Annotated in this window: 22 protein-coding genes; 6 read left to right on the top strand and 16 right to left on the bottom strand. The window is 54.6% G+C overall.

Annotation, left to right across the window (positions count from 1 at the left end; all coding sequences use genetic code 11):
* Positions 1–18 precede the first annotated feature (18 nt).
* The 15 genes from AC4OVU_RS11880 to pspA form a co-directional block, all read right to left on the bottom strand.
* Positions 19–933, bottom strand: a complete 915-nt coding sequence (locus AC4OVU_RS11880; RefSeq protein WP_023303821.1) for an OmpG family monomeric porin — start codon at positions 931–933, stop codon at positions 19–21.
* 65 nt (positions 934–998) lie between these two features.
* On the bottom strand, positions 999–2081 hold the full coding sequence (locus AC4OVU_RS11885; protein ID WP_047731558.1) for an ABC transporter ATP-binding protein: 1083 nt from the start codon (positions 2079–2081) through the stop codon (positions 999–1001).
* Between the two features lie 13 nt (positions 2082–2094).
* Positions 2095–2760, bottom strand: a complete 666-nt coding sequence (pgmB, locus tag AC4OVU_RS11890) for a beta-phosphoglucomutase (RefSeq protein ID WP_045329950.1) — start codon at positions 2758–2760, stop codon at positions 2095–2097.
* Entirely contained in the window at positions 2750–5029 is a 2280-nt protein-coding gene (locus AC4OVU_RS11895) for a glycoside hydrolase family 65 protein (protein ID WP_110292561.1), read from the bottom strand. Before AC4OVU_RS11895 ends, pgmB begins: the two co-directional genes overlap by 11 nt.
* A complete protein-coding gene (ycjS, locus tag AC4OVU_RS11900; RefSeq protein ID WP_108376594.1) occupies positions 5023–6081 on the bottom strand; it encodes a D-glucoside 3-dehydrogenase in 1059 nt (352 codons plus the stop codon). The genes AC4OVU_RS11895 and ycjS overlap by 7 nt, the downstream gene beginning before the upstream one ends.
* A gap of 11 nt (positions 6082–6092) precedes the next feature.
* Positions 6093–6881 carry a 3-dehydro-D-guloside 4-epimerase gene (ycjR, locus tag AC4OVU_RS11905; RefSeq protein WP_110292562.1) on the bottom strand — a complete coding sequence of 263 codons (789 nt, stop codon included), beginning with the start codon at positions 6879–6881 and terminating at the stop codon, positions 6093–6095.
* A gap of 17 nt (positions 6882–6898) precedes the next feature.
* The gene (ycjQ, locus tag AC4OVU_RS11910; RefSeq protein WP_045338112.1) at positions 6899–7951 is read right to left on the bottom strand and encodes a D-guloside 3-dehydrogenase; all 1053 of its coding nucleotides are present in this window, start codon (positions 7949–7951) and stop codon (positions 6899–6901) included.
* A gap of 28 nt (positions 7952–7979) precedes the next feature.
* The gene (locus AC4OVU_RS11915) at positions 7980–8822 is read right to left on the bottom strand and encodes a carbohydrate ABC transporter permease (RefSeq protein ID WP_110292563.1); all 843 of its coding nucleotides are present in this window, start codon (positions 8820–8822) and stop codon (positions 7980–7982) included.
* A complete protein-coding gene (locus AC4OVU_RS11920) occupies positions 8809–9690 on the bottom strand; it encodes a carbohydrate ABC transporter permease (RefSeq protein ID WP_003856862.1) in 882 nt (293 codons plus the stop codon). The genes AC4OVU_RS11915 and AC4OVU_RS11920 overlap by 14 nt, the downstream gene beginning before the upstream one ends.
* Before the next feature lie 21 nt (positions 9691–9711).
* Positions 9712–11004 carry an ABC transporter substrate-binding protein gene (locus AC4OVU_RS11925; protein ID WP_110292564.1) on the bottom strand — a complete coding sequence of 431 codons (1293 nt, stop codon included), beginning with the start codon at positions 11002–11004 and terminating at the stop codon, positions 9712–9714.
* 13 nt (positions 11005–11017) lie between these two features.
* On the bottom strand, positions 11018–12715 hold the full coding sequence (locus AC4OVU_RS11930; protein ID WP_110292565.1) for a sugar phosphorylase: 1698 nt from the start codon (positions 12713–12715) through the stop codon (positions 11018–11020).
* Positions 12716–12910: 195 nt separating this feature from the next.
* The gene (gene pspD / locus AC4OVU_RS11935) at positions 12911–13135 is read right to left on the bottom strand and encodes a phage shock protein PspD (protein ID WP_003856857.1); all 225 of its coding nucleotides are present in this window, start codon (positions 13133–13135) and stop codon (positions 12911–12913) included.
* 12 nt (positions 13136–13147) lie between these two features.
* Positions 13148–13507 (bottom strand): envelope stress response membrane protein PspC, encoded by a 360-nt coding sequence (gene pspC, locus AC4OVU_RS11940; protein WP_006810819.1) that lies wholly within the window; start codon positions 13505–13507, stop codon positions 13148–13150.
* Positions 13507–13731, bottom strand: a complete 225-nt coding sequence (gene pspB, locus AC4OVU_RS11945) for an envelope stress response membrane protein PspB (protein WP_003856853.1) — start codon at positions 13729–13731, stop codon at positions 13507–13509. The genes pspC and pspB overlap by 1 nt, the downstream gene beginning before the upstream one ends.
* Positions 13732–13780: 49 nt before the next feature.
* Positions 13781–14449, bottom strand: coding sequence for a phage shock protein PspA (gene pspA, locus AC4OVU_RS11950; protein ID WP_015570399.1), 669 nt, complete (start codon positions 14447–14449; stop codon positions 13781–13783).
* 151 nt (positions 14450–14600) lie between these two features.
* Here pspA and pspF point away from each other — a divergent pair, with 151 nt between their 5' ends.
* The 6 genes from pspF (at position 14601) to sapF (ending at position 20961) form a co-directional block, all read left to right on the top strand.
* Positions 14601–15593: a phage shock protein operon transcriptional activator gene (pspF, locus tag AC4OVU_RS11955; protein ID WP_181419217.1), complete on the top strand. Its 993-nt coding sequence runs from the start codon at positions 14601–14603 to the stop codon at positions 15591–15593.
* Between the two features lie 88 nt (positions 15594–15681).
* Positions 15682–17322, top strand: a complete 1641-nt coding sequence (gene sapA / locus AC4OVU_RS11960) for an ABC transporter substrate-binding protein SapA (RefSeq protein WP_017383082.1) — start codon at positions 15682–15684, stop codon at positions 17320–17322.
* Positions 17319–18284: a putrescine export ABC transporter permease SapB gene (gene sapB, locus AC4OVU_RS11965; RefSeq protein ID WP_017383081.1), complete on the top strand. Its 966-nt coding sequence runs from the start codon at positions 17319–17321 to the stop codon at positions 18282–18284. The genes sapA and sapB overlap by 4 nt, the downstream gene beginning before the upstream one ends.
* Positions 18271–19161, top strand: coding sequence for a putrescine export ABC transporter permease SapC (gene sapC, locus AC4OVU_RS11970; RefSeq protein ID WP_003856843.1), 891 nt, complete (start codon positions 18271–18273; stop codon positions 19159–19161). The genes sapB and sapC overlap by 14 nt, the downstream gene beginning before the upstream one ends.
* Positions 19161–20153: a putrescine export ABC transporter ATP-binding protein SapD gene (gene sapD / locus AC4OVU_RS11975; protein ID WP_003856840.1), complete on the top strand. Its 993-nt coding sequence runs from the start codon at positions 19161–19163 to the stop codon at positions 20151–20153. The genes sapC and sapD overlap by 1 nt, the downstream gene beginning before the upstream one ends.
* A 1-nt stretch (position 20154) precedes the next feature.
* Positions 20155–20961 (top strand): putrescine export ABC transporter ATP-binding protein SapF, encoded by an 807-nt coding sequence (sapF, locus tag AC4OVU_RS11980; protein WP_003856838.1) that lies wholly within the window; start codon positions 20155–20157, stop codon positions 20959–20961.
* On the opposite strand, the gene AC4OVU_RS11985 is transcribed toward sapF, so the two are convergent.
* Positions 20958–21548 carry a TetR/AcrR family transcriptional regulator gene (locus AC4OVU_RS11985; RefSeq protein WP_015570397.1) on the bottom strand — a complete coding sequence of 197 codons (591 nt, stop codon included), beginning with the start codon at positions 21546–21548 and terminating at the stop codon, positions 20958–20960. The two genes, sapF and AC4OVU_RS11985, sit on opposite strands and share 4 nt — an antisense overlap.
* Positions 21549–21589: the final 41 nt, after the last annotated feature.

Here is a 21589-nt window from a genome sequence, read left to right on the forward strand (position 1 = left end):
GCCCCTGGTGAAGTGTTATCAAAACGCGTAATTCACGCCGATACCGGCATAGTGGAAGCGGTCACTTTCCCCTTCGTCATGGTTTTCCCATTCGTAGGCATATTCCAGCGTCATGGATAAACCATTGTTAAAATCATAGGCGTACAGCATACCCAAACGGTTGAAATCATGTCCTTCACGCTCAGGATCGTCTTGCCAGTCCCAGTTTGACCAGCGATCGAGTCCCAGACGGGTATAAGGCGTTAGCGTCGTCTGACCCAATGAAATCGGCAGATAGGCGCGAATTTCCTGAGTGGAGAATTCACCGTTATTTCGTGAGCCGTCCATATTAAAACCGCGCTCTAAATAGTAATTAACTTTTGCCGAGACCGTTTCGTTAATTGTCCAGGTAAAACCGGTTTCGGTCTCGACGCGGCTGTCAGAATAGCCGGTTTTTTCCAGATCGTTGGCAAACTGATACATGGCAAACCAGCCGCCAAAACGCCAGTCGTCGGTTAGTTTAATATCCCAGTCAGGCTGAACTTTATAGCGCTGCATATTAGCACTACCGTCTTTAGCACCATGTTCATCCTTAAAGTGATAGCCATAATTACGGAAGCCACCGGTCAGGCCGAACGTAAAATCATCGGTGCCGATAAAACGATAGCGTAATTCTACTTCAGGACGATCGAAATAGGTGCCGCGCGTCATGCTACTGTAATCGACCGGCCCCTCCTGATACATAGCCAGCGAAATGGTCCAGGCATCCCATGTGGCATTAAACCACACGGAGGGTTCATATAATCCATCTTTATCGTCAGCCTGACCTTCGACGTTTTCAATTTCATACATGGCACCAATATTAAATTCCCACTGTTTGGCTGATTCTGTTGCTTGCGCGCAGCTCACCCCTGCGCACAGAACGAGCGCAGCACTTCTTAGTAGAGTACTCATTAAAATATTCCTTTATAATTAACACACAAAAAACCGGAAACTTTCATTTCCGGCGAACACCTTTCTTATCTAATAGCTGTTTCAGTATCAGCATCGAAGAAATGGCACTTATTCATATCGAACTGGATGCCGATATTCTCTCCGGCAACGTAATCATCCGCCGCTCCCGCACGGACAACCAGTTCATGCCCACCCACGGAGGCATAAAGCATAAATTCAGCCCCGGTCAGCTCAGCAACGCTGATCTTCGCCGTGATGTTTTCACCGCTTCGCTGTACGGTGAGAATGTCTTCCGGACGGATCCCAAAGACAACCGCTTTACGCTGGTAACCTTGCGCATTCAGTACGGCCAGCTTGTCCTCCGGGATCTCCAGGCGCAGCGTTTCCGTCACAAAGTAGCGGTCGTCGATCGCGCCACGAATGAAGTTCATCGCAGGCGAACCAATAAACCCTGCAACGAACATATTCGCCGGCTCGTTGTAGACCTGCTTCGGCGCGCCCACCTGCTGAATGATGCCGTCCTTTAAAATCACGATGCGGGTCGCCATCGTCATGGCTTCCGTCTGATCGTGCGTCACGTAAATCATGGTGGTATTAAGCTTCTGGTGCAGCTTGCTGATTTCAGCGCGCATCTGCACGCGAAGTTTGGCATCGAGGTTGGATAAAGGCTCATCCATCAGGAAGACCCCCGCTTCGCGCACTATCGCCCTGCCTAACGCCACGCGCTGGCGCTGACCGCCGGACAACGCACCAGGTTTACGCTGGAGATAGTCGCGCAAGCCCAGGATCTGTGCCGCCCAGGTAACGCGTTCTTCAATGACGGAGGGCGCAATTTTTTGCATTTTCAGGCCAAACGCCATGTTGTCGTAGACTGTCATATGCGGATAGAGCGCATAGTTCTGGAAGACCATCGCGATATCACGGGACTTGGCGGGAACATCATTCATGCAAACCCCGTCAATAATCAGTTCACCCGCGCTGATCTCCTCAAGGCCTGCAATCATTCGCAGCGTCGTGGATTTCCCACAGCCCGATGGACCGACGAAGACGATAAATTCTTTGTCTTCAATTTCGAGGTTGAAATCTTTAACCACGTGGACCTGGTTATCATAGATTTTCTGAATGTGTTTCAGAGACAGTTGAGCCATTATTAATTCCTTATCAATACGCCCGGGATGCCCAGAACGCCGTCAGGCGTTCCCAGGTCAGTTCCTGCGTTGAATGAAGTTGTAATCCCGCATGGTTCAGGCCAGGCCCAATCCCGACCGACAGCATTCCTGCGGCGTTGATCGCATCTACCCCTGCGGCGGCATCTTCGATACCAATGGCCTCTTCAGGACGCACGTTCAGTCCTTTACAGGCCGCAAGGAAGATTTCCGGGTCCGGCTTTGAGCGGCAAATACGCGAAGCATCGGCGCAAAAATCGAAAGCCTGATGAATGCCCAACGCGTGCAAAATCCCAGGGGCATTAAGCGATACGGATGCCAGGCCAATTTTGACCTTCGCGGCGCGAATATCCGCCAGCACGTCGCGAATACCCGGGAGCAGCGAGTCCTGCGTCATTGATGCCAGCGACTGGACGTAAAGCGCGTTTTTTTTCGTCGCCAGCGCCAGGCGCTGCTCGTCACTGAACATTCCCTCTTTCCCGCCATGTTTCAGAATGCGCTGGAGGGAGTCCATACGGCTTATTCCCTTCAGCTGTTCGTTAAAAACTTCGTCGAAGGGGATACCAATCTCCTCCGCCACGGCGCGCCAGGCCAGAAAGTGAAGATGCGCGGTATCGGTGATCACCCCGTCCAGATCGAATACAACAGCGTTAAGCGTCATGGCGCCCCTCCGTGGTAGCGGTCCCATTAACAGATGCAAGAAAGTCCTTACGCGCACAGACCTTTCGCCCTGATACGTGCAGCGTTTTACCCCACAGCGTCAACGTGACAGGTGCGGTGGTTTCAATGGTTAACTGGTCATCTTCACAGGTAATGTGCATCGTTGCGTCCCGCCACCGCAGCGGAAAGGCGAGTTTCTGCCAGTGAGCAGGCAGCTTCGGCGCAAGATGCAGCTCCCCTTCGCTAATGTGCAGGCCAGCAAAACCCTGAATGGCGCCCAACCAGATCGCACCGGTGGCGGCGGCATGAATACCGTCATCACTGCTGTGCGGGTCGTCCCCCAGGTCGATGGCAATCCCATCACGCCAGAAGGCATACGCCCCGTCGGTGTCACCGCAGCGTGCGAGCACAATGCCGTGAATGGCTTTACTCAGGGATGAATCATGGATCGTGCGTGGCTCGTAGAACGCCAGATTGGCGGCACATTGCTGCGGCGTAAACCGTTCCGGCAGCAGGTAGTTAAGCATCACCACGTCGGCCTGCTTCAGGATCTGCATCTCGATCACTTCCGCGCGAGAGTAATCAAGCAGAATGGTTTGCTTACCCGCTTTGGCTTTATAGCGGCTCAGATCGATGGCAGGTTTCGCCATGAAGGTATCGTCCTGCGGGATCACACCGTCTGCATCGGCCTCTGGCAGCCACAGGCGCGCCAGGAACTTCCCGGCATTCTCCGTAAAACGCGCATCTTCACGCCCAAACATCGCCATAAACTGACGCGCGCAGGCAACGTTGTGCCAGGCCAGATAGTTGGTGTAGGCATTGTTGTTGACATGCTCGGTGTATTCATCCGGTCCGATCACGTCATGGATCTCAAGACGACCATTAATTTCCGTCGCGCGTCCCATCCAGAACGAAGCGGTTTCCATCAGCAGCGTCAGGCCCTCATTGCGCATAAAGACATCGTCGTGTGTTGCCTGCCAGTAAGCGACTACGGCCCAGGCAATATCTGCCACGATGTGATGTTCAGCGAGTGCGGAAGCAACCTTCTGGCGAACCCCGGTGCGGATGTTAATGGCCGCGAATTCTGGCGTCTCTTCCTGTCCGCTGGCGGCGCTTTCCCACGGGAACAACGCGCCCGGCCAACCGTTACGCCGTGCTTTTTCGCGCGCACCCGAAAGATTCAACCAGCGATAGCGCAGCAGGCTGCGGGCAATCTGTGGACGGGTAAACAGATGGAACGGCAGCAGGAAAATTTCGGTATCCCAGAAGACGTGTCCCTTATACCCCTCACCCGTCAGCCCTTTAGCCGCAATACTGCTTCGCTCATCATGAGCAGGCGTCATTGTCGTCAGATGCCAGACGGCGTAATCCAGCGCCAGCTGATCCTGCTGTTCTGCACACGTCACTTCCACCCGAGCGTCACGCCATACCGCTTCCCAGGCGTACGCTGAGCTCTCAAGCAACGCATCGTAGCCTCTTGCCGCGCAGACTTTGAGATCGGCCAGCGCGTTGCGGGCGAAAGACTCCTGCGAGAGCGATTTATCGCAGCGATGCGTCAGCCAGACGATTTTTTCAAGCGTGACAGTGTCACCTTGCGAGATAGTCAGAGAATGATGAACGCTGAGGCGACGATTTTTGGCGGTGAAACAGCTGTCGCTCTTAGCGGAGAGCTGACAAAACGCCGAAACAACAACTTCAGACGCCCGGTCCTGCGTTTCATACACACCCTGCATGTAGTGCTGGTCAAAGACCCTTACCGAGATTTCATCCAGATGCTGCCTGCCGCTGTTCGTTTGTGTCGCATCTATGCCGGTTTTCAGCACGGCCTGAGCGGCGCCGTCAAGCGGTGTGATCGAGAGCTGCATTGCCACTAAGGGCAACTGGTCCAGCGAAACAAAACGACGGCTCTCGAGGCGATAGCGTTTTCCGTCCGGCGAACGCCAGACAACATTACGATGCAGTTCGCCGTTAGCAAAGGCCAGCTCGCGTTGCCACTCAAGAATTTCGCCTGAAAGGAGCGTGAAATTGATGCCGTCCAGCTCAACTTCAATCCCGGTGACATCCGGCAGATTGATCAGCTCAGTGGTTTCGTTGCGTCCCGCGCGATGATACAGCCCCGCAAGGTACATGCCTCTGGTCTGCTGGGTGTAATCTTCTTCATGCGTGGCGCGCATGCCCATGTAGCCATTGCCGCAGGCCATAATGGACGCGTACTTATTCAGGCTATGCGGGCAAAAGCCCGGATCGGTTAGTACAGACTGGTTCAGCATAACGTCACGCTTTCCCCTGTTTCCGCGGCTTCATATAACGCCGCGACTAATTGCTGGATCACCAGCCCCTGCTCCGCATCGGCAATCATGACCGGCTCGCCCAATACGTGGCGAACAAACGCATCCATACTGCGCAGATGTCTCCGATCGTCAGCTTCTTCACGCTGGATCAGCGTCTGCAAAACACCGGCTTCGTCGTTATAAATGTGTGCCGGGAACAGCGTTGCACCCGCCTTCTCACCGCAGAAAGAGACGTTCATGATCGACTGCTCGCGGATATTAAGCGCAAAAGAGGTGTCCAGACGCAGAATGCCACCGTTGCAGAACTCAATCGTACCAAACAGGGCATCTTCCACGGTAAACTGCGCAGGATCCCATTCGCCAAACTGGCCGGTGTGTTTCCGGTTCCCCAGTCTCTGGAAGCTGTGCGCGGTTACCCGTTTCACGGTCGGGAAGCCGAGCACATACATCGCGGCATCCAGCATATGAATGCCGATATCAATCAGCGGCCCGCCGCCCTGGAGCGATTTATTGGTGAACACGCCCCACCCCGGCACACCGCAGCGACGCAGCGCCTGCGCGGAGGTGAAGTAAATTTCACCGAGCGTTCCGTTCATAACCGCATCGCGCAGGAGCTGGGTATCCAGGGCAAAGCGATGGTGAAAATCGTACGCGAGGACTTTTCCAGCCTTGCGCGCCGCGAGACGCATCTCATCTGCCTGGTGCGGGGTCATCGCCGGCGGCTTTTCACACATCACATGACAGCCTGCTTCGAGAGCCGCCATCACATGTTCAAAATGGAACCGGTTAGGCGAACAGACGCTCACCACATCCGGTTTTACTTCCTGCAACATCTCGTGAGCGTCCTGCCATGCCGATGGAATAGCATAACGTTCCGCGAACGCCTGTGCCTGCTCAAGGCGGCTGTCCATGACAGCCACCATTTGAACATCACTGCGCGTGGCGTAATACGAGGCATGCACTTTGTCTGCAACCTGCCCGGCGCCAATGATGGCGACGCGCAGAGGCAAAGGTGTAGAAGCACTCATCACGCTCGTCATCCTTAGCAATCACGCAAGTAAGTGAGAGAGTCCTTATAGGCCTGAGCCGGATCGTCGGCACGCACCCGGCACTCGTACACGACATAACCCTGATAGTTATCGGCACGCAGCTGATCGAACAGGCTGGCGAAATCGAGGCTGCCGCTGCCCGGCTGATAGCGGTGGTTATCAGCAATGTGCACATGACCCAGCAGGTCGCGGTTCTGATGCAGCGCTTCCGTCAGGGAGTCTTCTTCAATATTCATGTGGTAGAAATCACCGATGATCTGCACGTGCCTCAGGCCGTTCTCTACGATATAACGACGCGCGTCGGCCAGGGTGTTGATCATATGATCCTGATAGCGGTTCAGCGGCTCCAGGTAGACGGTAGTACCGGTGCGCGCTGCCACCTCATCCAGCCAGCGCAGGGAAGCGCTGACCGCTTTGCGATCGCCGTCCAGGCTACGTGGCGAAGTCATTGGCGGCAGACGGAAGGTAAACATCCCCCAGGCAGCCGGAACGATAATCCCCTTTCCGCCCACTTCTGCCAGCGCTTCCAGAATGCGTTCAATCTGCTGTAGACCGTTCAGGCGGCGTTCTTCGATGAAATCCCCGATCCAGCCATCGTATCCGCCACAGGCCGTCGTGACCGGCAGGCCGGTGGCTTTGATAGCCGCTTTTACTTCGTCGAGATTTTCCACCAGCAGTCGGCCATCGATTTCGTAGCCATCAAATCCCATCGCTTTGATGTATTCGAATTTTTCCATGATAGCGGTCGGGAAAAAGGCCTGGTTTTGTGTTGCGATTTTCATGATTTGCTGTCCTTAGCTTAAAAAGTGACGCCCATTTTGATACTGAGTTCCGGGTGCTGATCGACATACTTCATATAGCTTTCCGGGCTGGTGGTGAAGGTGACGACCGGGTCGATCAGATCTTCGCAATTGAGATAACCGTTCATCAGCAATTCCCAGCAGGTCTCTTCAATACGCTTGCGGCTCCAGCGCGGATAATCCGGGTTGGGTTCACTGCATGCGCGGGAGAAGACAATTTTGGCGTTGTTGAAGTGTGCTTCGCGACCAAGGTTGAAGCCCGTCGCGAACGGCTTGGCGAAGGCCACGTAGGAGATCGTTCCGCCGTAGGCGAGACCGCGCAGCGCAGATTGCAGCGCATCTGCAAATCCGCTGGTTTCGATGATCACATCCGCGCCCTGCTTGCCGGTCAGTTTCTTAATTTCCAGACCAACATCGGTACCGATTGGGTTCAGGCAGTGGTCTGCACCGTGACGACGGGCGATCTCACAGCGATGTTCGATAGGATCGACACCAATAACCACTGACGCGCCGGCTTTTTTCGCCAGCTGAATCGCAATCTGGCCAATCGCGCCCAGCCCCACAACCACGACGAAATCCCCTACGCGGACGTTAGCATCACGCACGCCGCTCATGGCGAACTGCGCCGGATCGTAACAAACGGCATTTTTCCAGGATGCGCCCTGCGGCATTTTGCGCAGCTTATAGTTGTTCACCGCGTTAACAATGACCGTTTCCTGCAACGGGCCGTAGCAGCAGACGCTGTCGCCGATCTGGTATTCCGTCACGTCCGCACCACATTCGATGATGTCGCCGACGATCATGTTCCCCAGCTGGAATTTACCAAATTCGATGCCGCGCGCTGCACCTTCTTCACGCGGGGTAAACATCTGCCACTCCGCGTTGAACTCTTCATCGATGAACGGGCTTGCCGCGCGGAAATCCACGACTTCAGTGCCGTGTTTTGGGGCGCCATAACGGGCACGAATCTTCACCTCGTGTGCTGCAACAGGACGATCTTCGTATTCCACCAGCGCCGCTACACGAGGCGCTGTCGCAACTAATTTTTTCATGACTGACTCCTTGTTAAAATCGGCCGCCTCAGCCCTTCACGCCGCCGGCGGTCAAACCACTTTTAATGAAACGTTCAGACAGGGCATACATAATGACGACCGGAAGTGCCGTGACCAGCGATGCAGCCATCATGCGACCCCAGATGTAATCTGGCGTACTGAAGAGCGTGTTCAGCCCCACCGGCAACGTGAAGTTGCTGGCGCTGGACAGGAAAATGGAGGCGAACAGATAGTCATTCCACGCCACCATGAAGCAGTAGACAAAGACCGACACCAGACCCGAGATCGCCAGCGGCACGGTGATGCGGAAGATGATTTGCAGGCGGTTCAGGCCGTCCATCATCGCGGCTTCTTCGATTTCGTCCGGGATCGTGTCGAAATAGCTGCGCAGCATAAAGACCGCGGTAGGCAACGTCTGCGTCACCATGGTGATGATCAGCGCCAGTTCGGTGTCATAAATGCCGAGCGCGGTGATGATTTTGAACAGCGGCACCATCAGCAGGATCCCGGAGAACATATAGACGGTGTAGAAGCTCGCATTGATCGTAGTGCGCCCTTTAAAGCGCAGTTTGGATAACGCATACGCGCCCAGCGTGCCGAGAAACACCGCAATGACCGAGGAGGTCAGCGACACCACCATGCTGTTACGAAAGTAATCCACAAACGGGAAAATCAGCGGGTTAAAGATGTCGATGTAGTGCTGTAGCGTCCACTCCTGCGGCAGAATGGTCGGGTGCAGCGAGATCGCCTCTTTCGCGCTTTTGAACGACGTCATCAACATCACAAAAAATGGAAACAGCGTGATAATCAGAAATAGCGCCAGTCCCAGATAAAAACCGATACGGCCCAGAACGCGTTTATTTGTTGCCATTGAGGTTTACCCTTTTTCTGGTCAGCAGAATGACAGCGAAGATGATCACAAACAGCACAACGGAAATGGCGGCTGCTTTACCCAGGTCATTGAACGCAAAGGCTGTTTTGTAGAGATATACGCCCAGAATGTCGACCTTGGTGGTGAGCAGATAAACATCCGCAAACATGTAGAACATCCAGATGGTTCGCAGCGTGACCACCGTGGCCAGCACCGGCATGATGGCGGGCAACGTCACGATACGAAAACGCTGCCAGGCATTTGCTCCGTCCATCTCTGCCGCTTCGTACAATGATTTATCAATGGTCTGCAAAATCGCGAGGAACGAGATAAAGGCGTACGGGAAGTAACGCCAGATGGCGAACAGCACAACCAGCACAAAACTGCTGCCAGGATTATCGAACCACAGCGGCGCCTGATCGTAGAGATGCAGCAGATCAACGCCCAGATAGTTCACAATCCCGTAGCCGTTGTTGAACATGTATTTCCAGGCAAATACCAGTGAAATAGACGGCGTCACGTAGGACAGAATCACCAGTGAACGTGCCGTTTTCCGCATGCGGAATTCACGGTTAAAGAAGATCGCTACGGCCAGTCCCAGCCCGGTGCTGCCGAGCACCACCAGCGCCGTATACCAGAACGTCATCCACAGGGAGTGCCAGAACGCAGCATCGCCCAGAATGCGAATGTAGTTATCCAGGCCGACGAACACCGCATCAATACGCGGGTTCAGCGGTAAACGTAAAAAACTGATTTCAATGTTGGAAATCATTGGCCAGGCCACCAGGCCCCCCAGCAAAATCAGGCTGGGGGCCAACAGCAGCATGGCGAAAGGCATATCTGAACGACCAGAAAACAACGTCTTCATAATTCCCTTCGCAAAGCGCTCCTATCGTTGTGATATCAGGTCAGTCAGTTTCTTCTGGCTGTTGCTTAACGTCGCATTGAGATCTTTTTGTCCCACCGTCACGTTATGCACCATGGAACTGATAATGCCGGACCCGGTAACGTCTCCCATGCGGGTAAAGTTTTTATCGCCCACGGCGCCAAATACCTGGACGTTCGGGAACTGCGCAATCAGCTCGTAAGGCAGTTGGCCAAAGGCTTTGATCACGTCGTTGTTTTTCCAGCTCTCAGTGCCCACCACGAGTTTGTTCACCGGCAGCGCCGCGCCAGGGGACATCATCACCCAGTCAGACGCGTTTTGAGCCTGCTCCATCCAGGTCACAAATTTTTCTGCCGCCTGCGTTTCCTCTTCGATCTGGCCGGTCGTGATCGTCAACGAGGTGATCATGCCGTACACGGCTGATGATTTTTCCGTCGGGACCACGAACCCCAGGTTGGCCGGATTGCCATCTTTGTAGACCGCGGGCAGGATATAGGTGGAGTAAACGGCCATAGGCGCAGAGCCGTTCATGAAGGCGTCTTTGATCTCCATGACATCATTGGAGCCCGGCATGGTGTTCGCGGCCAGTGCCCGATAAAACGCCAACGCTTTCGACATTTCAGGGGTATCGATTTTCACGTTGCCGTTTGCATCAAAGACGTTGGCTCCGCCTGACAACGCAAACTGCGAGAAGGCCTGCTCCGTCATGACGCTTTCTGCGGTTGGAAGCGCGATACCGTAATGTTTTTTCGCCGGATCGTTGAGCGCCTGACTGGCTTTCAGCAGTTGCTCCCAGTTGTGCGGTTCTTCGATTCCCGCTGCCGCGAGCGCGTCTTTGTGATACCAGACGCCGGACAGCCAGGCGCTAACCGGCACCCCCGTCCATGCCTTGCCGTCTTCAGTGCGAACAACGCGTAAAATGCCGTCGTAAAAGGTATCTTCACCGACGGCTTTAATCGCGTTGCCGATCGCGTCACGGTCCAGCAGTTGCTCTTTATCCATGACTTTGGCGTAGTCATGGCTGACTTCAATCACTTCCGGCAGCGCGCCGGTACGGGCCAACGTAATGACCTTGGTGTTATAGGCATCTTCCTCAACGGGGACCTGTTTCACCGTAATAGTCGGGTTTTCTTTCTCGAATTTTTCGATCAGTTTCGTAATAACTGCCTGACGCTCCTGTTCTACCGACGAGTGCATAAACTCAATGGTGACCTGAGATGCTTTATCGTCCTTACAGCCTGATAACAGGGCGCACGAAACCAGTGCTGATAACAGCACAATTTTGGGCATTTTCATTTTAGGGTCCTTTTTAGTTTTCTTTAATCCACATTACCTGCCATGGATTGAGGGTCAGTTCCGTACCGCTAATATTTTGTCCTGAGAGTAATTCCGTACCAAAGAGCGTTTGTCCATAAACGGTCTGCATTTTATTGCTAAAATTAAATAATGCTGTCATTCGCTCGCCATTTTCAGCAACACGAACAATTTTAAGAATATGTTCACCGATTGCGTCAAAAATAGCCTGACTATCCGGATGGAACGCACGCTCGCCGCGACGAACAGCAATAAGCTCATTCAAACGAGAATAAATTTGATAACGAATACTCTTCTTATTATTAAGCTCCCGATCAACCTGACCTGCGGTGTATTTCTTCCTGTTTATCGCGCGATTATATCCGAGACGTTCGACACCTTCATAATCGTTACGCGAACCAAGAATGCTTTGAATATATACAGCCGGTACGCCAGGAAAACTTAACAACACAGCATGCGCCAGGATGAACCGCGCAATGCGCTCATCATCTGAGCTGTCTCGCAAACTCAACGCATCAAGATAGGTGACATTAATTTCATAGGGGCTTCGCGTTCCGTCAGGATTATTTTTCCAGTTGACCAGCGCGCCTTCCTGCTGAAGCTTTTCGACCAGCGAAAGGATCTCTGATTCCGGAAGGATGCCGCGTAACGGGTTCAATCCGATACCATCATGTGAAGCCAGGAAATTAAACCAGGTGGTGTAAGTTGAAGGCAGCGCCAGCGAGCCCGCCCACCGGCACAGGGCTTTGACATCCTGACGATGAACGGCGTGCAGCACCAGCGGTGGTAAGGAAAACTGATAGACCATCTGGGCTTCATTTTCACCATCACCGAAGTAAGAGATATTGTCTTTGTGGGGAACATTTGTCTCAGTGATGATCACCGTTCCAGGCGCCACGGCGTCCGTAATGGCGCGGAACAGCTGGATAAGGCAATGGGTTTGTTCCAGATGGATACAGGTGGTTCCCGGGATCTTCCACATAAACCCGACCGCATCCAGACGGATATAACGCGCCCCTTCCATGAGGTAATGGAGCAGAACGTCAACCATGGCAATCAGCACCTGCGGCGAGGCGAAATTGAGATCGATCTGGTCATCGCTGAATGTGGTCCACAGATGACGAACGCTGCCATCATTAAGCGTGAACGGCGTCAGCAGCGGTAATGCGCGGGGACGCGTCACCGCCGATAAATCGGTTTCGGGATCGACAGAAATAAAGAAATCTTCGTAGCCCGGCTTCTGCGCCAGATAATTAGCAAACCATTCGCTTTTCGCTGACATATGGTTGCAAACGAAGTCAAACATTAAGCTGGCAGACTGTTTTAATTCCGCAACATCTCGCCAGGTTCCGGTTTCAGGTGCAACTTCGTGATAATCAATAACGGAAAATCCATCATCCGACGACCACGGATAAAACGGTAACAGATGGACATGAGAAAACGTGCGAGAAAGCCATTCATTATAGAAACGGGTAAATACCGGCAACGCTTTCTCCCCTTTCGCGGAGAACTGATCGGCATAGGTAATCAGCACAACGTCTTTTTCATCCCAGCCTGACTTACGCTTTTCCGTAATATTAACCGCCGCCTTTTCAAGCTTAGTTAATAACACGTTAAGGTGTGCATCTGAAAATGATTCACCGTAAATATGATTGATAAGTTTTTTAATTTTTGCGTTCACATTATTTTCCATGGTAGCGGTCCCACGGATTGGCAATCTACTCCCATGTAAAATATCTGTCAACGGACCCGGGGGCAGAAAGCAGCAATCTCAGCGCAGCGCAACGCATTATTGTGAGCTGCCGCAAAGAAAGCAGAAAAGCAGAAGAAACGCAGAAGGGAAAGTCATGCCCCTTCTCTGGGCGAGAAAGGGCTAATGCGGGAGACACTAGCGTGACAGGTAGCGCCGGGAAACGCGTTTTGCCAGCTTCTGTAACAGCGGCTCCAGAGCGACCGCCAGCATCATTCTGACCGGCTTGCGGGCAACAGACTTGATCGCCCAACCCGCCACACCGGCCGGGCCATAACGTAACGCCGTCATCAGAACCAGTTTACCTGCGATTTTCAGGCCGGGTTTTACCTTCTGACCGGCCTGTTGCCAGTTTTGTTTCATGTAAGTTCTCTCTTAAAGCTGACGAAAACGACTTCTCAGCGTAAAGGTATCGGAGGTGACATAACGTTCCATCTCGCGCAATCGCTTCTCCCCTGCGCTCAGCTGTTCATCCACCGCGTTCAGGAGATCGCTGCTGGTTGGCGTGTTCTCCGCATCCAGCTCACCTTCCGGCATAGGATCGAGTACAAACGACAGAATGATGTATGCCACCAGTGTAATAAAGGCCAGGCCGAAGAAAATCGACAATACGGTGACCACACGCACCAGTTTTACCGGAACATCCAGATAGTGCGCCAGCCCGGCGCAAACGCCCCGAACCATGCCCTGCTGTGGGATCCGCCACAGTTTTTTATTCAGATTCAGTCCAGCCATTACCGTTCCCTCCAGTTCGGGTGTTCCGCGTCCAGGATCGCTTCCAGCGCCTGAATACGTTCGCGCATTTTATTTGCCTCGGCAGAGAGCTGCGCCAGCCGCTGTTGTTCACTCTGCGACAGCTCACCGCGTGAAGAGCGGTTGCTGTAGTGCAGCCATAACCAGATGGGCAGAACAAACAGCACGAAAATGGTCAGGGGTATAGCCAGAAAAAGCGCGCTCATGTGTACTCCTTGTCTTACGATGCGGCACGCTCAGGTGCCGCAGGAATTATTATTGGTTGTCTTGTTTCATTTTGGCTTTCAGCGCAGCCAGTTGCTCGCTAATTTCATCATCGGCCTTCAGGTCAGCAAACTGCTGATCGAGGGTTTTCTGTTTACCGATGCTGTGGCTCTCGGCTTCAGCTTCCATGTGGTCGATACGACGTTCAAACGATTCGAAACGGGCCATCGCTTCATCCAGCTTGCCGCTGTCCAGCTGGCGACGCACGTCGCGAGACGAGCTTGCAGCCTGGTGGCGCAGCGCCAGCGCCTGTTGACGTGCACGGGTTTCGCTGAGTTTGTTTTCAAGCTCACCAATCTCTTTCTTCATACGCGCCAGAGTATCATCCACCAGCGTCACTTCGTGTTCCAGCGTGGCAACCATGTCGGTCAGCTTCTGCTTCTCAATCAGCGCAGCGCGAGCCAGATCTTCTTTATCTTTACGCAGCGCCAGTTCCGCTTTTTCCTGCCATTCGTTAAGCTGGGCAGTTGCCTGCTCGATACGACGCGTTAACTGCTTTTTCTCTGCCAGCGCGCGGGCGGAGGTGGAGCGTACTTCAACCAGCGTGTCTTCCATCTCCTGAATCATCAGGCGCACCAGCTTCTGCGGATCTTCCGCTTTCTCCAGCAGCGAGTTGATGTTGGCGTTCACGATGTCGGCAAAACGAGAAAAAATACCCATAATTCAATCCTCATAGTTCTGTTATCGGGCGATGCCCTGCTGAGTAGTTAATACAAATCCCATGCCAACTTTTTATCTTATTGATTTTACTGAGTGTGATTGATATTTATCCAGCCAGCGGCTATTCTCACCTGGTGAATATCACTAAGGAGTGGTTAATTTCATCATGGCTGAATATAAAGATAATTTGCTTGGCGAAGCTAACAGCTTCCTGGAAGTGCTTGAACAGGTATCGCGCCTCGCGCCGCTGAATAAAGCGGTGCTGATTATCGGTGAGCGCGGAACGGGTAAAGAACTTATCGCTAACCGCCTGCACTTTCTTTCTGGCCGCTGGGACGGCCCTTTTATTTCCCTTAACTGCGCGGCGCTGAATGAAAACCTACTCGACACCGAGCTGTTTGGTCATGAAGCTGGCGCCTTCACCGGCGCACAAAAACGCCATCCCGGACGCTTTGAGCGCGCCGATGGCGGAACGCTCTTTCTCGACGAGCTGGCGACCGCGCCGATGCTGGTGCAGGAAAAGCTGCTGCGCGTCATTGAGTACGGTGAACTGGAACGCGTTGGCGGCAGTCAGCCGCTCCAGGTCAACGTTCGCCTGGTATGCGCCACCAACGCCGACCTGCCCGCGATGGTGGCTGAGGACAAATTCCGCGCCGACCTGCTGGACAGGCTGGCTTTCGATGTTGTACAGCTGCCGCCGCTGCGGGAGCGGCGCAGCGATATCATGCTACTGGCCGATCAATTTGCCATTCAGATGTGCCGGGAACTGGGTCTACCTCTCTTTCCAGGCTTCAGCGAACGGGCCACCGGGACCCTGCTCGGTTACCACTGGCCGGGCAATATTCGTGAACTGAAAAACGTGGTGGAACGGTCCGTTTACCGGCATGGCAGCAGCGAGACCGAACTGGACAACATTATTCTCGATCCTTTTCGGCGCGAGGAGAAACAGCTCCCTGCTCCGGCGACGCGCCAGCAGGCTCCGGCGTTGCCGCTCGATTTACGCCAGTTCCAGCATCAGCAGGAGCAACAGCTGCTTGAGCAGAGCCTGAAAGAGGCGAAATATAATCAGAAACGGGCAGCTGAACTGCTGGGCCTGACCTACCATCAGTTAAGGGCATTGCTCAAAAAACATCAAATGCGCTGACATTATCAGCACTTACCCCCAGACATTTTTACGAAGCAGGCGTAAGTGCGATACACTTTGCAGATCGAATCTAAAAACCTTAAAAACTATGCGCCTGGTTTTATCGTCCCTGTTTGCACTCGGTTTGTTCAGCAATCTGGCCTTTGCTGCGCCCGATCGCGCTGTGCCTCCTGATATCCGTGATAGTGGTTTCGTCTACTGCGTCAGCGGTCAAGTTGATATTTTTAATCCGCAAAAAGCGGGGAGCGGCCTGATTGTCGATACGCTGGCCGCACAGCTCTACGATCGCCTGCTCGACGTCGATCCTTATACCTATCGGCTGGTTCCGGAGCTTGCTGAAAGTTGGGAAGTGCTTGATAACGGCGCCACATACCGCTTTCGTCTACGCGATGATGTCGCATTTCAGCACACCCCGTGGTTTACCCCAACCCGTAAGCTCAACGCGGATGACGTGGTTTTCACCTTCCAGCGCATATTCAACCGCAATCATCCGTGGCATAACGTTAATGGCGGGAACTTCCCCTATTTCGACAGTCTGCAATTCGCGGACTCGGTCAAAAGCGTTCGTAAACTGGATAACCGTACGGTTGAGTTTCGTCTGAATCGCCCGGATGCCTCCTTCCTCTGGCATCTGGCGACGCACTACGCCTCGGTCATGTCAGCCGAATACGCGGATCAGCTGACGAAAAAGGATCGTCAGGAACGTCTCGATCGTGAGCCTGTAGGCACCGGTCCGTTCCAGTTAGCAGAGTACCGCGCCGGACAATACATTCGCCTGCAACGCCACGATCGTTTCTGGCGCGGCAAGCCGCTGATGCCGCAGGTTATTGTTGATCTGGGTTCAGGTGGAACAGGCCGACTCTCCAAACTGCTGACCGGCGAGTGCGACGTGCTTGCCTGGCCTGCGGCCAGCCAGTTGACCATTTTGCGCGACGACCCACGCCTGCGCCTGACCCTGCGCCCGGGCATGAACATCGCTTATCTGGCGTTTAACACCGATAAGCCGCCGCTGAATAATCCGGCCGTGCGCCATGCGCTGGCGTTAGCGATCAACAATCAGCGTCTGATGCAGTCGATTTACTACGGTACCGCGGAAACCGCCGCCTCTATTCTTCCGCGCGCCTCCTGGGCCTATGACGGCGAGGCGAAGATTACGGAATATAATCCGGCGAAAGCGCGCGAACAGCTTAAAGCGCTGGGGGCAGAAAACCTGACGCTACAGCTGTGGGTGCCCACCAGCTCTCAGGCGTGGAACCCCAGCCCGCTGAAAACGGCTGAGCTGTTGCAGGCTGATATGGCGCAGGTGGGCGTTAAGGTGATCATCGTGCCTGTCGAAGGCCGTTTCCAGGAGGCGCGTCTGATGGACATGAATCACGACTTAACGCTGGCTGGCTGGTCCACCGACAGTAACGACCCGGACAGCTTCTTCCGTCCGCTGCTGAGCTGTGCGGCAATCAACTCCCAGACCAACTACGCCCACTGGTGTAACCGGGAATTTGATGCTGTGCTGCAAAAAGCGCTGGCGTCTCAACAGCTTGCCTCACGCATTGAGGCCTACGATGAAGCGCAAAATATTCTGGCCAGAGAACTTCCCGTGTTGCCGCTTGCCTCTTCCCTGCGCCTCCAGGCCTACCGTTACGATATTAAAGGGCTGGTACTCAGCCCGTTTGGTAACGCCTCCTTCGCGGGCGTGACCCGTGAGAAAGAACAAGAGGTGAAGAAACCATGATTATATTTACCTTGCGTCGGCTACTGTTACTGCTGGTGACCCTGTTCTTCCTGACCTTTGTCGGCTTTAGCCTGAGCTACTTTACGCCGCACGCCCCGCTTCAGGGCTCATCTCTCTGGGACGCCTGGCTGTTCTGGTTTAATGGCCTGCTGCACTGGGATTTTGGCGTGTCCAGCATCAACGGACAGCTCATCTCCGAACAGCTGAAAGTGGTTTTCCCGGCCACCATGGAGCTGTGTATACTCGCCTTTGGCTTTGCCCTCATGGTGGGGATCCCGGTGGGAATGCTGGCGGGAATTTATCGTAATAAATGGCAGGATAAATTTATTAGCGCGCTTGCCTTAATTGGCTTTTCCATCCCTGTTTTCTGGCTGGCGCTGCTGCTTACCCTCTTCTTCTCACTGACGTTAGGCTGGCTGCCGGTATCTGGCCGTTTTGACCTGCTGTATAACGTGCAAACGGTGAGCGGCTTCGCCATCGTTGACGCCTGGCTTTCTGATTCAGTCTGGCGCGACGAAATGATCGTGAGCGCGCTGCGCCACATGGTGCTGCCAGTGCTTACGCTGGCCGTCGCGCCGACGACCGAGGTGATCCGCCTGATGCGCATCAGCACTATCGACGTCTTCGATCAAAACTATGTGAAAGCCGCCGCCACGCGCGGACTGTCTCGCCTGACGATTTTACGTCGCCATGTGCTGCACAATGCGTTGCCCCCCGTAATCCCACGTCTTGGGCTGCAATTCTCAACCATGCTGACGCTGGCAATGATCACCGAGATGGTTTTCAGCTGGCCGGGCCTTGGGCGCTGGATGATCAACGCCATTCGCCAGCAGGATTACGCGGCGATCTCCGCCGGCGTGATGGTGATTGGCTCCCTGGTCATTATTGTTAACGTTATTTCCGATATTTTGGGTGCCATGGCCAACCCATTGAAGCATAAGGAATGGTATGCCTTACGATAACGTCTACAGCGAAAAGCGCACGCCCGGTGCGCTACGCACCGTGTGGCGTAATTTTTACGGCGACACCACGGCGATGATCGGCTTTTACGGCTGCATTGGCCTCGTGTTGCTGTGCGTTTTGGGTTCGTGGTTTGCACCGTATGGCATCGATCAGCAGTTCCTTGGCTATCAGCTTTTACCGCCGTCGTGGTCGCGCTACGGGGAGGTTTCGTTCTTCCTGGGGACTGACGATCTCGGACGCGACGTGCTAAGTCGTTTGCTGAGCGGCGCCGCACCTACGGTGGGCGGCGCGTTCGTGGTCACCCTGGCTGCCGCGATCTGCGGCCTGGCGCTGGGCATTTTTGCCGGCTCAACCCACGGGCTGCGGTCGGCTGTGCTTAACCATATTCTTGATACCCTGCTCTCTATTCCTTCGCTGCTGCTGGCGATTATCGTCGTGGCCTTCGCGGGGCCGCACCTCACCCATGCGATGTTCGCCGTCTGGCTGGCCATTCTGCCGCGCATGGTGCGTTCGGTTTACAGCCTGGTTCACGACGAGCTGGAGAAAGAGTATGTCGTCGCCGCCCGTCTGGATGGCGCCACCACGTTTAATATTTTGTGGTTTGCCGTGCTGCCTAACATTGCCGCCGGGCTGGTGACGGAGATCACCCGCGCCCTGTCGATGGCGATTCTGGATATCGCAGCGCTGGGCTTCCTGGACCTTGGCGCGCAGCTCCCCTCCCCGGAATGGGGCGCCATGCTTGGCGATGCGCTGGAGCTGATTTACGTTGCGCCGTGGACGGTCATGCTGCCGGGCGCGGCCATCATGGTGAGCGTGCTGCTCGTTAACCTGCTGGGCGACGGGATCCGCCGCGCAATCAATGCGGGGGTGCAATAATGCCGTTACTCGATATCCGCAACCTCACGATAGAAATTAAAACGGGCGAAGGCTGGGTCAAGGCCGTGGATCGCATCAGTATTACGCTTGCAGAGGGCGAAATCCGCGGGCTGGTGGGCGAATCGGGTTCGGGGAAAAGTCTGATCGCCAAGGCCATTTGCGGCGTGGCGAAGGACAACTGGCGGGTGACCGCCGACCGTATGCGTTTCGACGACATCGATTTGTTGCGTCTCTCCCCGCGCGAACGCCGTAAACTGGTGGGCCATAACGTCTCGATGATTTTCCAGGAGCCGCAATCCTGTCTCGATCCGTCCGAGCGCGTCGGGAAACAGCTGATGCAGAACATCCCCGGGTGGACCTATAAAGGCCGCTGGTGGCAGCGTTTCGGCTGGCGTAAACGCCGTGCCATTGAGCTGTTGCACCGTGTCGGGATCAAAGACCATAAAGACGCGATGCGCAGTTTCCCCTACGAACTGACCGACGGTGAATGCCAGAAAGTGATGATTGCCATCGCCCTGGCGAATCAGCCGCGTCTGCTGATTGCGGACGAACCAACGAACGCGATGGAGCCAACCACCCAGGCGCAGATTTTCCGCCTGCTCACGCGTCTGAACCAGAATAACAACACCACCATTTTGCTGATCAGCCACGACCTGCAAATGCTGAGCAAATGGGCGGATAAAATTGATGTAATGTATTGCGGCCAGACGGTAGAAACCGCGCCAAGCGAAGACCTGGTGACGACGCCGCATCATCCCTACACGCAGGCGCTGATCAGGGCGATCCCGGACTTTGGCAGCGCGATGCCGCACAAAAGCCGTCTGAATACGCTGCCTGGCGCGATACCGCTGCTGGAATCGCTGCCCATTGGCTGCCGTCTGGGTCCGCGTTGCCCGTATGCTCAGCGCAAATGCATCGAAACACCGCGCCTGACAGGGCCGAAAAATCATCTGTTTGCCTGTCATTTCCCGCTGAACATGGAGAGAGAGTGAAATGGTCGAAACCTTACTGGAAGTACGTAACCTGAGTAAGACCTTTCGCTATCGCACCGGCCTGTTTCACCGTCAGACCGTCGAGGCTGTTAAACCGCTGAGCTTTACGCTGCGCGAAAAGCAGACGCTGGCGATTATCGGTGAAAACGGCTCGGGCAAATCGACCCTGGCAAAAATGCTCGCGGGTATGGTCGAGCCGAGCGGCGGTGAAATACTGATTGACGATCATCCTCTGGAATTTGGGGACTACTCTTTTCGCAGTCAGCGCATCCGGATGATTTTTCAGGATCCGTCGACGTCCCTGAACCCGCGTCAGCGTATTTCCCAGATCCTGGATTTCCCGCTGCGGTTGAATACCGACCTGGAGCCGGAAGCGCGTCGCAAACGGATTGTCGAAACCCTGCGTCTGGTAGGCCTCCTGCCCGACCATGTCAGCTATTACCCTCACATGCTGGCCCCTGGCCAAAAACAGCGTCTCGGTCTGGCCCGCGCGCTGATCCTGCGCCCGAAGGTCATCATCGCCGACGAAGCGCTGGCGTCGCTGGATATGTCGATGCGTTCGCAGCTCATTAACCTGATGCTGGAGTTACAGGAAAAGCAGGGGATCTCGTATATTTACGTGACTCAGCATCTGGGCATGATGAAGCACATAAGCGACCAGGTGCTGGTGATGCACCAGGGAGAAGTTGTCGAGCGCGGCAGTACCGCTGACGTACTGGCCTCCCCGCTCCACGATCTGACAAAACGCCTGATTGCCGGACACTTTGGTGAAGCGTTGACGGCGGACGCGTGGCGTAAAGATCGTTAGCCGCTGCGTAACCCGCTTGCCAGCAGAGTAAACACCTCTATGGCATGCGGGAGAGTCTTCTGCGGTTCATCACTCGCGGCAATCAGCAGAGCCGCATTCAGAGCAGCGCCATTCAGCAGATGGGCTGCGACTCTGGCATCCATCTTTTTGATTACGTTGCACTCCATCATTTTTTCGATGGTCTGACGGGTCGACTCAAGGCAGCTGTTCTGGCTGGGCCATTGCGCCGGGTCGCCCAGAACAGCCGGGCCGTCAAGGAGGACGATACGCTGAACTTCCGGAACGAGCGCCATTTTGATATAGGCGATGCCCTCCGCCAGCAGTCGCTCCCAGTCATCTTCGGCGGCGGCGGCAATCGCTTTTGCGTTTGCTGCCATTTCGCTGTCTATCTGCGCGACCACCGCCGCCAGTAATCCCTTCTTGTCGTTGAAATTATGATATAGCGCGCCGCGTGTTAACCCCACGCTTGCCGTGAGTTCATCCATTGACGCTGCGGCATAGCCTTTTTCAGCAAATGCCTTTCGCGCCGCCTGAATCATTTTCTCGCGATTTTCCTGGGCCGTTTCAGCGCGACGTTTTGTAGCCATGGGACTTCCTTAATTAAGCGATAACTATAATTTGACATACG

The sequence above is a fragment of the Enterobacter sp. 6722112 genome (assembly GCF_058661685.1).